Genomic DNA, 13,120 nt, shown 5'->3' on the forward strand with positions numbered 1-13,120 from the left:
CAAACTGTTGAACTTTGCAGTTTGGGCTTTGTTTCATTGAAATACATAGGCGCTTTGCTATGTGTTTTTCAGCAGATCGGCGATGAACACTTTCTGGCCTGTGCGTGCGCTTTCCAGGGATGCGAGGACCATAGCCATGCTGAACTGGTTATCACTGCAATCGGTCTCAGGTAATCGTCCGGATTCCAGTGCAGCGAACATGTCTTCGAGGCAGCCGTGGTGTCCTGTTTTGTCCATGATCGGCAGTTCCGCTTCAATCCGCTCACTTGGCTGGAAAAAGGATGGTTTGCCGTCGGCATCCAGATTTTGTGTAGTAACCACCTCGGCATAGATGTCATCATGACCATCCCAGATGGCGGTTCCTTTTTCACCGATTACGCGCCAGCTTGCTTCCCATGATGTGGGTACACCTTCTGCGCACCAGGATCCGCGATAGTTGAATACGGAACCGTCAGACATCTCAAATATACATAACGCCATCGCATTGCCCTGATACCAGGAACCTGGAGGGTTGAACTCATGGCAGTACACCGATACCGGGTTGGCTCCGAGAATATACCGGGCCTGATCAAACGTATGTATCGCCATATCGAGCAGCAGTGGACTATCCATCAAATCCCGGAATCCACCAAAGTGCGGTCCGAGGAAAAAGTCAGCCCCGGCATAACCTACCTGCCCTATAGCTCCACCGGAAATGAGGTGCTGGTAGGCGCGGATACGCGGATCGAAACGGCGATTCTGCATCACAGCTTGAATGTGTCCTGTGCTGAGAGCAGTTTGCACAATATCTGTGCAGTCGGAGAAGGATTCTGCCAGTGGTTTTTCGCCAAATACATGACATCCTTCCTTCAGCGCTGTCATGGCAATGCCGTAATGACTCGCCGGAATCGTGACATCAAACACGATATTCGCACCAGTCGCTTGAATAGCCTCACGGATATCGGTGAACGTAGGGCAGGTGAGGCCATGTCTTGTAGCAAAAGCAAGGGCTGTCTGTTCATACAGATCGACCAGTCCCACGATTTCTGTATCCGACCTTTGCAAGGCATAGTCCGCCCACGTGTTTGCCATAGCACCGCAGCCAGCGATAATTACCCGATAAGGATGAGTCATGTTCTCATCTCCTTCGCATGGATTGTGTTATACAGCTCGCATTGTTTTCAAGAAATGAGGAACAGATAAATTAAGGTTGTTATCCAACCTCAGGCCAGCAGTAAGTTAGGTTTAAGTTGAGGATGGTTTTCTATACCGGATTGGGTACGAAATCGCCACCGCGGCATTGTTTCAAATATCGTAATGCATGCACCTGTCCGGTCATTTCGAGTTCATCTTTGTACACCGGATCATGCCAGCCTTCGATATCAATCGTGCCCTGATAGCCGTTCTGACGCAGAATGGTGATGATGTCTGCCCAGTTGCTATCTCCGAAGCCCGGAGTGCGGTGCCATACGAATTCACGTGGGCCATGCACGCCATATTCCTTGACGATATCCCAGGCAATCGTGGCATCTTTTCCATGTACGTGGAACACTTTGTGAGCCCATTTGCGCAACTGTGGAATAGGATCAATCAGGCTGGACATTTGATGGCAAGGCTCCCATTCCAGGCCTACATTTTCATCCGGAACAGCATCGAACATCATCTCCCAGGCCGTCGGGTTATGGGCAATGTTCCAGTCTCCCGTCTGCCAGGTTCCACCCATATCACAGTTTTCAAAAGCAATGCGTACACCCCGGTCTGCTGCCCGGCGTGCCAGTTCACCAAATACTTCCTTGAACCGGGGGATGGACTCATTAATGGGTTGATCGGTCAGACGTCCGGTGAACCCGGAGACGATATCTGCACCAAAGAGCTGTGCGTGATCGATTACTCGCTCCCAGCTTGCCAGTGTATCGGCGTTGTCTCCGGCTCCAGTTAGCGGGTTACCAAACACACTCACCGCTGAAATAACAATACCTTGTTCGTCCACAATTTCACGGACACGTTTGGCTGTCTCAGCCAGATCCAGATCGCCTGTCGTTTGCCAGAAAGTCAGATTGAATGATTCGAAACCGTGTTGCATGATCTGCGGGATAACGCGGACGGCGTCCTGCCCGCCTACAAGGGTACCGATGCGTAATGATTTATTCATGGTTGTATTTCACTCCAATATTGGCTTATAGTACTTCGTGACACACTCATTATAGCCGTGCATTAACGGGATGGCTCTACACAATCTTGTGTAATATTAGTCGGATCTTGTGAAGAGGGGGAAGAAGTCGTGCTGGATCTGAAAGCGCTTCACGAAAACACCCGAATTGATCATAAATCACATCCATTTCAGCTATTCCGAAATCGGTGTTCGGATATGAAAAAGGAAGAATGTATTTTATATTTGCATTGGCATGAGCATTTTGAATTGATTGTTATGCGTAAAGGCAGTGCGCTGTTTCATATCGATAGCAAACCTTATGTGGTTCAAGCAGGCGAGGTCATCATTATTCCTGGAGGCACGTTGCATGTCGGGTATGCTCTGGATGATGGGGATGTGGATTATGATTCCGTTGTGGTTAACCGTGCGCTGTTTCATGATTTCAATCATGATCCCGTGCATGAGCAATATGTCGCGCCGTATCTGGAAGGCAGGGTGAGGTTTCCGGTCAAACCGGCAGAGGAAAACGCAGCCTGCGCAGGCTACTATTCTTTGTTGAATGAGGCTGTGGAGGAAATGGCGCTACAGCCCCCGGCTTATCAGCTCGTGGTGAAGTCCAAACTGCATGCTTTGTTCACCCTGCTTGCTCGTACATTTATGCCGCAGCAGTTGCCGGATAAATCGGTCGGATCGTATTTTCCCAACCGCGAACGCTTCAAACAGTTGATTGCACAGATTGAAGCGAACCCCACAGGTAAGATGTCTGTTACGGAAGCGGCAAGCCATGTGGGACTGAATGCGTATCACTTTTGTAAAATGTTCAAAAAGCTGACCGGACGTACCTTCGTGGAATACGTGAACGGGTGCAGGATGAGTGAGGCAGAACAACTCCTGCAAGGCAGCAGTCTGACCATTACGGAGATCGCCGCCAGAGTAGGCTGCGACAATGCGAACTATTTTACGAAGTTATACAAACAGTATAAGGGCATGACCCCCTCGCAGGGGCGGGGGAGAAAAGAGGGTGGAGCACAGCAAGTATAGCCGTAGTTACGACTAATATGTCCATAACGAAGGCTATGTCTACGAAGAATAACCCGGATAAAGGCCAATTCAAGGCCTTCATCCGGGTGGTTTGGATTCAATAAAAACAAGACAATCATCTATGTGTACAACGTGCTCATTTCATAAATCTGGAGAACAGCCGATTGGCTTTCTTGGAGAGGTCGTCCATTTTGACATTGGCATGATCGAGCTGATTGTATCCCCATTTGATCGTTTGCAGCATGCGAGGTGATATGGGCGTCCCTTTGATCCGAGGGTAGATGTTGTGATAGGCCCAGACAAGATGCTCCCAGCGATTGTCATTGCCGTCCTGAATGTACTCGGATACGTCGATCACTTTGCCGCGTCCGTTCTGAAGAAGTACATTTTTCAGATGGATGTCGCGGGGGTTCAGCCCACGGCTGCGAACGGCTTCTCGCGCTGCATCCACATCGAGCATCACCTGCTCGGGGACGGGGATTCCTTTTTCCAAACATTCCAGTAGGGTATCCCCAGGTTCAAAACTAATCACAAGAACATTCCGGCCGCTGCCGAAATAGGTAGGGAAGTATGGCAGGCCTTTGAGCTGCTCGTATACCTGTTTCTCGTTTTCTAGTTTGTCCAAGGCATGATCCGAGTACATCTTGAAGGCATACTGCGGCAAGCCGTCATACGTAAATACCGCCGCATCCGTACCTGTGCCAATGCAATTCAATCCTTCTACATCGCCGTTTATGTTCACGAGCTCATTCCGGTCGCTTCCGATGACTTGGATCTGTTGTAATGCTTCTTCCGCCTGGAACCAATCCGGTCGATTCATGGGTGGTGCCTCCTTTTAGGATATGCCTGTACGATTTTTTTACATAAAATCATTGTCTAACGAACCGAGTACGTCTTATTTCACGTTCGTGTGTGTGATTCGTTAGTGTCGGGCCTGCGCTGGACCCGTACTAGTTCTCGGATTCGCTGCCCTCTATTAAGTATATTATGCGTTCTGCTCCGCCATTTCATCTTTTGGTGATGTTACTATATAAACGATACGGATCGAATCGGAAACGGTTGCGTCAGAAGAAAATAACGGAAGCGCGCTTGCGGCAATGTTGCCCGGGCTTTATACTGTGAGCATTAAGGGATCTCATGCAGATCCGGCATACAGAAAGGCAGAATATCTTATGGCACAATACCCGCAGTGGTCTTATTCGCAGTCGCGGGCGAGTATGTTCGATGAGTGCCTGCGCAAATATTATTATCATTATTACGGTGCCCATAACGGCTGGAAGACAGACTCTGCTGATGAGATGCAGGTTCGTCTGTATCGTCTGAAGCAGCTTAGCAATCTGTACCTTGTCTTCGGGGATCTCGCGCATCGGATGTGTGAGTCGGCGGTACGCAGCAGGGAAGAGGGCAAAGATAAACCGCGTGAACCTTTTCTGGAACAGACGATACGCAAGCTGTTGAATCAGGCGTATGTGGAGTCGATGGATGCGGATCAGTGGCGGCTGAATCCCAAGAATCGCACGATGCTGTCCGAGATCTATTACGGGGACGATACGTTGAATGACCGGATTGCCACGATTAAGGAGAGGGCTTCGGCCTGTGTCAGTAACCTATACCAGACGCTTACGTGGGAGGACTTGTCCCGGGCAAGCACGGACATTCTGGAGATCGAGAAATGGGATACCATGATGCTGCACGATACACGCGTGTATGTGAAGATGGACTTATTGTATCGGCGCAGTAACGGCAATATTGTCATTGTGGACTGGAAGACGGGCAAGGAAGATGACTTCTCGGATCAGCTAATGCTGTACGCATCCTATGTGAGAGAGCACTACCGGGTTCCCTTGGAGCAGATTGAGCTGCGAGTGGAGTACCTGTTAACCGGGAAGCACCGAGAGTTTACGGCCACAGAAGAGGATATCCGGAAGGTGGAGGAGAACGTGGGTCGTTACATTGAGGAGATGCGATCCTGCGTGGAGGATGAGTATTACAACCGTCCCAAGGACGTCAATTACTTCACGGCGATGCCATCGCACCGGTCCTGTCGGGATTGCAACTTCCGCGAAGTGTGCAGCGAACGGGCGGTCTAGAACGCCAAAACCTGAGGAACATAAGGCCTTATACCAACGAGCTATTTCATTTCATATGTGATAAAAAATCAAGAAGCGCAAGCCGGGAAAATCATCTACCCGACTTGCGCTTCTATTGCGTTCCACAGACCTGGCGACAAGGCGCCGGGTGGAACGATCATATCAAGATCACTGGACAGCGGCGGTGTTCTCCAGCGCCTGTCCTGCAGGAACATAGGCGTGCCCGAGGTCCCGGGCAACCGCCTCGTACGTGATGTGTCCATTCAGCACGTTAACCGCGCTGCGAATGGACGAACTGCCGCGAATCGCGGCGGCTGCACCGTGGTTGGCCAGCTGCAGCGCATAAGGCATGGTGGCGTTGGTCAGCGCCACCGTGGACGTACGCGGCACGGCGCCCGGCATGTTCGCCACCGCGTAATGCACGACACCATGTTTCACATAGGTCGGTTCATCGTGGGTCGTGATATGATCAATGGTCTCAACGATCCCACCCTGATCAATCGCCACATCCACAATGACCGAACCCTGTGCCATGGTCTTCACTACCTGCTCGCTGACAAGCGTTGGCGCCTTGGCGCCCGGAATCAGCACCGCACAGATCAACAGGTCTGCCGCCGCAACAGCTGCTGCAATGTTGGACGGGCTGGATACCAACGTGTGGATCTGATTGCCGAAGATATCATCCAATTGGCGCAGACGATTGAGATTCAGGTCAAGGATGGTTACATCTGCTCCAAGACCAATCGCAATTTTGGCTGCATTTGTTCCGACCGTACCGCCACCAATAATGACCACTTTCCCCCGACTAACGCCTGGCACACCAGACAACAGAATGCCCTTGCCACCTTCGGTCTTCTCCAGTAACTGTGCTCCAATCTGAGATGCCATGCGTCCTGCGACTTCACTCATGGGTGTGAGCAGCGGCAGGGTATGGTTGACCTCCAGCGTCTCATACGCGATGGCCGTTACCCGACTTTCAATAAGGGCTTTTGCAAGCTCCGGTTCCGCAGCGAGGTGCAGGTAGGTGAACAGAATCAGTCCCGGACGAAAATATCCATATTCACTGGAAAGCGGTTCTTTCACCTTGATGATCATTTCGGCCTCTGTCCAAACTGACTTGGCATCATTCCGAATGTCAGCGCCGGCAACTTGATATTCATGATCCGTGAACCCGCTGCCGATCCCCGCGCCTTGTTCAATTATCACCTGGTGACCGGCTCTGATGAAATCAGCAGCCCCGGCCGGAGTCATTGCTACACGATTCTCATTGTTTTTGATTTCTTTGGGAATTCCGATTCTCATCACCATGCACCTCGTCCATTTATTGGTTGTTAGCTTATACTACAAGTTTATGACTTGCATAATCGTTTTGCACCTTACCTCATGTCTAATTTTTAGAGGACCAACTCAACATATTGTCGAAAAAGACTGTTCAGGACATTTGTCCATGGATTATAATGTAAGAAAAAATAACACGAAGAGGGATCGCCATTGCAAAATGACCGCGTGTTTACGATCAAAGATATCCTTGCACGTCCGGTATTTGGCCGAGCAAGACTTGCGGCAGGGAAGGATGGAGTGAACCGTCAGGTTGGCTGGGTTCATGTATTGGAGATTACGAATGTGTCTCCATTTGTAAGCCCCCATGATCTTATTTTATCCACCGGACTGTGGCTTCAATCGGAAGAAGGGCGCGAAGAGTATCTGCTTCAGCTGATTGGCAGTGAGGCAGCGGGGCTGTGTGTGGAGTTTGGTACCAGCATATACGGAATCCCGGAAGAACTGATTGAACTGGCCGACAGACACCAGTTCCCGCTGATCGTATTTGAACAACCGGTTCGTTTTGTGGAGATCACACAGGATATCCATTCTCTGCTCATTAATCATCAGCACCAGCTGCTGAAAAGTCTGGAGGCTTACTCCCGTCAGCTTCAGCAACGAACATTGCAGAGCACGGATATGTCTGCTGTGCTGAACCTGCTGCATGAGTACGCTGCAAAACCGGTGGTGTACATCTCGTCCATGGAGCCGGGCAGTTTTGTACCCGAACTTGCTCCAGAGATGGAACAGGCCATCTATACCTGGTATGAACAGGAGGTAGAGCACCTGGATCTGAATGATTCGGATACCGAATTATGGTTCCACATGGACGAAGAGAAGGTTCTGCTCTGCCATCCGGTCGTCTGTTTCGGTCAAGTATTCTCTGCTGTGGGCATGATCGTGCATCCGTCCGCTCCAGTGGAGTATCTCAAGCTGTTACTCGACTATACGGCTAAGGCGGCGGCAGCGCTCACGCTTCGTTCCCAGTTTCTTGAAGAGAAGATGGTCCGCAATCAGAACGAGCTGATCCAGGATTTAATGAATGGCAACATTCATCAGGAGGAACAAGCCCAGACCCGAATGGGGCTTCGTTTGCTGGTGAAGGGACAGTACTGGTTTGCGGGAGGGGTCATAGAGATTGAGCATCGATTGAAGGGTACAGGCCGGGAGCGGATGGAAGCGAATCATCAGGATATTCTTGTCCTGCTTCGTTCCCTGCTCAAGAAGAACAATCTGCCCAGCCTAATCATGCTGAAGAACAATCAGGTGTATCTGTGCTGTGCGAAGGAAGCAGTCTCGGCTGCTACACGTCATCAGCTTCTCCGATTGCTGGAAGGAATCGCTCTGGACGTGAAGCGGTTTGCGAGCCGTAACTTGAAGCAGGTCGCCATTCATGCCGGATTTGGCAAGTTACGCAGCCGTTTGACCAGCCTGCCGGACAGCCTTCAGGAGGCCTATCAGGTGATCGAAGTGTCCAGATCGGTAGATCAAATGGAACATGTTCATTTTTACGAACGTATGGGTATATATCAAATGTTAAAAGCTTTACCCCAATCCTTCCTGCAACCTTTTGTCCAGGATCACCTGGGTGTGCTGATTGAACATGACCAAACGCATCATCTGCGATTGGTAGAGACGCTGGATGCTTACCTGCAGAACTTTGGTTCCAAACGGGATGCAGCGGCACAGTTGTTTGTTCATCGGCAAACGTTGTACAACAGACTGGAGAAGCTGGAAGAACTGATGGGACCTGATTACATGAACCAAGGGAGAAGAATCTGTCTGGAGATGGCGCTGCTAGCGCACACAATGATCGAGAATGGACAGTGGCAATCCTCTTGATGAGGTGAAGGGGATACGAGACAGACTGTGCATCAGTCTTACACGACCTCCTGCACAGTCTAACAGTTTTTACTGATCCGCCGAATATGTTGTAATGAAGCAGTCAGGTGTTGAAGGGTGGGAGTGGAACGTCGCCCCCGATAAAGTTTCGTTTCACCGGAGGATGGTGCCAGAGATAAAGAGGTAGGAGCAGCCAGCCGATACGGGGGTGATGACCGGTCGGGACGTTCTTCCGGTTCTGCCTCATGGGCTGCCATTGAAATACCGCTTTGGTGCAGCCATTCATTAAGTCGTTTGGGATTGATTCCGAGTTGTCCGCTCAGATTACAGATATCGAGGTTTATTCTCACACAAATCCGCCTTTCCTGGAATATCGGGCTGGTAGTAGGGTTTGAAAGGGAAGCATGAATTCGAGATCGGTAAATGCTCATGTACATGTTGGCTGTGCTTGATCGGCGGAATGATCCATTATGTTTAGAAGTAGCGCGGAGGCGTCTATGTATACCTTGTTATACGTTTCCAAGTCCGCTGTTTTGAATATTTCCAATAAATTGGCTTTTAACAAGATTCTATCACTTCACATGCAATTGCGCGTCTCAATATAGTCTCAATTTTGTGAGAAAATAGAATCAATTTCATAGTACCTTCAGCTGCTTCAATCAAAGGTAGATATAGATCAAAACGATTCAATTTGTCTATATCTAGTTACAAAATTGATAGTTTACTGAGTTATGAAATGGATTCAAAAAAATATATTAAAAGTACCAGTATCTAGTACGGAGGACATATATGGGAAATAGTAGTGAGGCTCAATACGACAAATATGTTAAGGATGGCAAACGTTTTGTTGGTCGAGCCAAGGAACTGACGATACTGGAGCAGTGGTTCGAACATCCGGAAGCCCCACTAACCATATTTTCAATTACGGGCATGGGGGGCATCGGTAAATCTTCCTTGCTTTCAGAAATGCTATCCATATCTCGGGATCAAGGTGCAACGGCAATATGGATGGACGGCCGATCATGCGGAGCGACCCCTTCCGTTTTTATGGATTATTTATCCTCGACATTGGGCTTGGAAACACTGGATAGTGAAGGGTACCCGCGACCACTGAGCTTGCTGAAAGACACTTCGGTCGATAAACGATTGGTCCTGGCAGTGGATAATTATGAAGAACTCGCACTGCTGGAAAGCTGGTTCATGGAAGTCTTCATATCCAAACTTCCGTTAAGAGGGATACTTGTCATTCTTGCATCACGCCCGGAAATGGTATCCGCATGGCGAACGCATCCGCGATTGCATCGGCGGTTTGTACAGATGCGGCTTCAACATTTTACAGTCGATGAGATTACGGAGTATATCACGGTTGCAGGCTCTCTGAATAAGGGTGTGGCAGGTACCATTACGAGGATGACCGATGGGCATCCGCTGGGTCTGGCCCTTGCTGTGGAAGCTGCGGATCAGAGGCGCAATCTTCCGCATGCCGAATGGGCTGAGCTGTCGCATATGATTAGTGCCCGATTACTATTGGAACTTACATTTCCCCGATTACATCCCATGGTGGAGGTACTAACACTGCTTGAGACAGCGAATCAGGAGTTGTTATCATCTGTACTGGATATGACCGTGACGAAAGAAGAGTTTCACATGCTGAGACAGATGTCTTTTATCCGTTCCGGCCCGGATGGTCTTGCCCTGCATGATATAGCCAGGTTACATCTGCTGCGAGATTTTCGCCAACGGGAGCCACATCGGTTGCAGACGATGCGGATCAAAATCGCGAAGTTGCTGAAACCGCTGCATGAACAGGCGGGGTCTCATGAGCGTCGACAGATCGCCCGAAAGATGCTGCTGCTCTGTCAGGAATCCATGCTTCAACACCGCAAGTACGCGGACGTATCTCGTGATTCCCTGTTTTCGCCTCTCGAAACGATGAGAAGAGAGGATCTGCCTGCTCTGCACATCTTGTTACAGCAATGGTGTGAGTACAGTGTGGAACCATGGCAGGCTGTGTCCTATGGCTCCTTCCTGGATGAATTGGCACAACGTTATCCCGAAGGGATCGTATTGATGCGTGACAGGCATGGGGAGACGATCGCGATGTTCATTACCGTACTTGTACATAGGGATAGTAGCGAGCTGCTTCTGAAATATTTTCCAAATGAAATGCATGAATGCTTCACACCACAAGAGCTGGCGAATGACCCGGATCAGAGTGATACGCACTTTGCTTTGCTGGCTGCGGCAAGAGATGATGTGCCTGGTTATACACGAGAAGAACTGGTAGGATACATGGCACTGGACCGGCTGTCTCTGTTGGGTGATGGTGCGCGAGCGATGCTCGTTGCAACGAATCCTCACCTGAAACTATTTTTGCAAAGTATTGGATTCCAGATGCGAAGAACCCGCACTCGTGTCTGCGACAGATTTGAGGATCAGGCGGACGTACTTGATTTGGATTTGCGTAGCGGACAATTCGGAGAGTGGGTCATGTCTCTGCTTGATCCAAAATCAACAGAGGATCGTATACAGCCGGAAACAACGGAAGTGGATGGTGTAATCTGGACTGAACAGGATGTTCGCAAGATGTTGGGGGATCTTCGTTCCCCGGGAGAATTGCATGAATATGCTGAAAGGGTTAGAGGAGTGAAGGATGGAATCCAGTTACAGTTGTATGTCATGGATCTGTTGGAAGGGAGAGTACATGGTCTATCTCCACAGGATCAGATGCTGTTATACGCGGCCTACTGGACGCATGCTGGCAATCCAACTGCCGCAGCCCAGACGTGTTCCATGAGTCGGGCGACATTCTATCGCCATCTTCGAACAGCGCTGACTCGCTTGGCGCGAATTTTGTAGTGAGAAGAACATCATTTGCCCAGTCCGTTCAGAACAATATGTGTCATCGAATGCATAGCTCGTTGATTCAATATAGCGACGACAAGAAGAGGCTGGTCATAGACCAAGCCTCTTCATGCGGTTATAGAGCGTTGCCCTGGAGATACCGAGCTGCTTCGCGAGTGTTCGTTTGTTGCCGCCTGCCGCTTCCAGATATTGAAGTAGAAGTTCAGCCTCATAGGTGTCCATTTTCTGCTGGTAGGTGTCATTGGAGACGAGCTTGGAATCAATGGAATTATCCACATTCGCAGCAGTTCGAACTTCTTGTTCCGTTCCCGCCAAATGCTGACGCTGCTCGTGTTCACTGTTGACATGTGGATGAATTCCCGATGTCAGCTGCATTTCGGACTGTTCTTGCGCGGACAGGGAGATAAGGGTATCGGGCAGGTATTCCGGCTTGACCTCACCATCTGTCGTCAGAATGGTCAGACGTTCTATCACATTTCTTAATTCACGAATATTGCCTGGCCAATCATACTGGAAAAGCAACTTAAACACTTCAGGCGGAACCAGCTCAATATGACGGTTGTAGAGCAAGGAGAACTCTTGCAGGAACGTCTGGGTTAATTCATATATATCTTCCTTGCGCATGCGCAGGGGAGGGATGACAAGGTTAATGACGTTAAGTCGATAATACAGATCTTCCCGGAATTCATTACGGGCAATCATGCTGAGCAGATTCTGGTTGGTTGCTGCGATAATCCGGCAATCGGCCTGTTTCATACGCGTTCCCCCCACAGGAAAGTAACTCTTCTCCTGCAATACCCGAAGCAGCTTCACTTGTAGTTCCAATGGCATCTCACCGATCTCATCCAGAAAAAGAGTACCCCCCTCGGCAAGCTCGATCTTGCCTTTTTTGCCTTTGGGATCAGCTCCGGAGAAGGCTCCCTTCTCATAGCCGAATAACTCACTTTCGAACAAGGAAGCGGGGATTGCCCCACAGTTAATGGCGATAAATGGTGCAGTCTGCAATTCACGAAGATCATGAATGGCTTTGGCGAATAACTCCTTGCCTGTGCCACTCTCTCCGAGGATGAGCACGGTTGCTGAGGTGGTGCTGATCTTGCGGATGGTATCCAGACACTGGCGAATGACCGGGCTGCTACCTTTGATACGAGCAAATGGATCCGTGTCGGGACGCAGTCTGGCGACGGCTTTCTCCAGATGTTGGACTTTGGATGTCATATGTAATAGTTCCTGATGTAATCGAATTTCGGTTGTGATATCTACTTCCGCAGCTACTGCGCCCACAATGCGTCCATCCAGCTGAACCGGGCGTGCGTTAATCAGAGCGAACAGATCTGGTCTCGGCTGATGCTGTTTGCGGTAGACGGTTTCTCCGGTATATAACGTCTTGAGGGACTGGAGGCGATCAGGCGGAAAAAAGTCTGCGGCAGGCTGTCCGATAATATCATTTTTGCTAATTGAAAATACATGCTCCGCACCAGATGTCCAGTAGGCCACCTTGGCTTCTTCATTGATTAAGGTCAAGGCAGAACCGGCTGTTTCCAATGTGGTCTCAAAGTAAGCCTCCATCAGCCGATGTGCATGCATCATCGCATACAGGACATCGGATACGGCGATATAACCCAATATGGGTCCATCATCCTGAATGAACAGATAAGAAGATGTGTCGAATAAGGAGATGGTATCTACCAGAGATGTTGTTGATGGAATGGTGGGCGTGGAGAGACCTGTATCCAGAGTACCCATATCCGTACGCAATAAAGACATTAAATCAGGAAGTAAATGTTTCATCGGTATCACCTCAGTTGGGGTATAACGTTCAGAACTATAC

The 13,120-nt window shown here is 49.6% G+C and carries 10 protein-coding genes; 4 read left to right on the top strand and 6 right to left on the bottom strand.

What is annotated here, in order from left to right; genetic code table 11:
- Positions 1–57: 57 nt before the first annotated feature.
- The gene (locus NYE45_RS05555; RefSeq protein ID WP_340015955.1) at positions 58–1,113 is read right to left on the bottom strand and encodes a Gfo/Idh/MocA family oxidoreductase; all 1,056 of its coding nucleotides are present in this window, start codon (positions 1,111–1,113) and stop codon (positions 58–60) included.
- Positions 1,114–1,243: 130 nt separating this feature from the next.
- Positions 1,244–2,131, bottom strand: a complete 888-nt coding sequence (locus tag NYE45_RS05560; protein ID WP_340015956.1) for a sugar phosphate isomerase/epimerase — start codon at positions 2,129–2,131, stop codon at positions 1,244–1,246.
- A 129-nt stretch (positions 2,132–2,260) separates the two neighbouring features.
- Between NYE45_RS05560 and NYE45_RS05565 the strand changes: the two genes are divergently transcribed.
- Positions 2,261–3,172: an AraC family transcriptional regulator gene (locus NYE45_RS05565; protein ID WP_340015957.1), complete on the top strand. Its 912-nt coding sequence runs from the start codon at positions 2,261–2,263 to the stop codon at positions 3,170–3,172.
- Between the two features lie 136 nt (positions 3,173–3,308).
- On the opposite strand, the gene NYE45_RS05570 is transcribed toward NYE45_RS05565, so the two are convergent.
- Entirely contained in the window at positions 3,309–3,992 is a 684-nt protein-coding gene (locus NYE45_RS05570; RefSeq protein WP_340015958.1) for a serine/threonine protein kinase, read from the bottom strand.
- A 352-nt stretch (positions 3,993–4,344) separates the two neighbouring features.
- Between NYE45_RS05570 and NYE45_RS05575 the strand changes: the two genes are divergently transcribed.
- Positions 4,345–5,262: a PD-(D/E)XK nuclease family protein gene (locus NYE45_RS05575; protein WP_340017313.1), complete on the top strand. Its 918-nt coding sequence runs from the start codon at positions 4,345–4,347 to the stop codon at positions 5,260–5,262.
- Positions 5,263–5,430: 168 nt separating this feature from the next.
- Here NYE45_RS05575 and ald read toward each other — a convergent pair whose 3' ends face one another.
- Positions 5,431–6,564 (bottom strand): alanine dehydrogenase, encoded by a 1,134-nt coding sequence (gene ald / locus NYE45_RS05580; RefSeq protein ID WP_340015959.1) that lies wholly within the window; start codon positions 6,562–6,564, stop codon positions 5,431–5,433.
- 204 nt (positions 6,565–6,768) lie between these two features.
- Here ald and NYE45_RS05585 point away from each other — a divergent pair, with 204 nt between their 5' ends.
- Complete coding sequence (locus tag NYE45_RS05585) at positions 6,769–8,424, top strand: PucR family transcriptional regulator ligand-binding domain-containing protein (protein WP_340015960.1); 1,656 nt, start codon at positions 6,769–6,771, stop codon at positions 8,422–8,424.
- Positions 8,425–8,483: 59 nt separating this feature from the next.
- On the opposite strand, the gene NYE45_RS05590 is transcribed toward NYE45_RS05585, so the two are convergent.
- Complete coding sequence (locus NYE45_RS05590; protein ID WP_340015961.1) at positions 8,484–8,774, bottom strand: hypothetical protein; 291 nt, start codon at positions 8,772–8,774, stop codon at positions 8,484–8,486.
- 439 nt (positions 8,775–9,213) lie between these two features.
- Between NYE45_RS05590 and NYE45_RS05595 the strand changes: the two genes are divergently transcribed.
- On the top strand, positions 9,214–11,283 hold the full coding sequence (locus tag NYE45_RS05595) for a hypothetical protein (protein ID WP_340015962.1): 2,070 nt from the start codon (positions 9,214–9,216) through the stop codon (positions 11,281–11,283).
- A 96-nt stretch (positions 11,284–11,379) separates the two neighbouring features.
- Here the strand turns inward: NYE45_RS05595 and NYE45_RS05600 are convergent, their stop codons facing one another.
- Positions 11,380–13,080, bottom strand: a complete 1,701-nt coding sequence (locus NYE45_RS05600; protein WP_340015963.1) for a sigma 54-interacting transcriptional regulator — start codon at positions 13,078–13,080, stop codon at positions 11,380–11,382.
- Positions 13,081–13,120 lie beyond the last annotated feature (40 nt).

This window comes from Paenibacillus sp. FSL K6-1318 (genome assembly GCF_037976905.1).
GTDB lineage: Bacteria > Bacillota > Bacilli > Paenibacillales > Paenibacillaceae > Paenibacillus > Paenibacillus amylolyticus_A.

Coding starts and splice junctions, on each gene's coding strand:
- NYE45_RS05560 (WP_340015956.1), bottom strand. CDS start 2,131: ATGAATAAATCATTACGCATCGGTACCCTTGTAGGCGGGCAGGACGCC.
- NYE45_RS05555 (WP_340015955.1), bottom strand. CDS start 1,113: ATGACTCATCCTTATCGGGTAATTATCGCTGGCTGCGGTGCTATGGCA.
- NYE45_RS05570 (WP_340015958.1), bottom strand. CDS start 3,992: ATGAATCGACCGGATTGGTTCCAGGCGGAAGAAGCATTACAACAGATC.
- NYE45_RS05595 (WP_340015962.1), top strand. CDS start 9,214: ATGGGAAATAGTAGTGAGGCTCAATACGACAAATATGTTAAGGATGGC.
- ald (WP_340015959.1), bottom strand. CDS start 6,564: ATGAGAATCGGAATTCCCAAAGAAATCAAAAACAATGAGAATCGTGTA.
- NYE45_RS05600 (WP_340015963.1), bottom strand. CDS start 13,080: ATGAAACATTTACTTCCTGATTTAATGTCTTTATTGCGTACGGATATG.
- NYE45_RS05575 (WP_340017313.1), top strand. CDS start 4,345: ATGGCACAATACCCGCAGTGGTCTTATTCGCAGTCGCGGGCGAGTATG.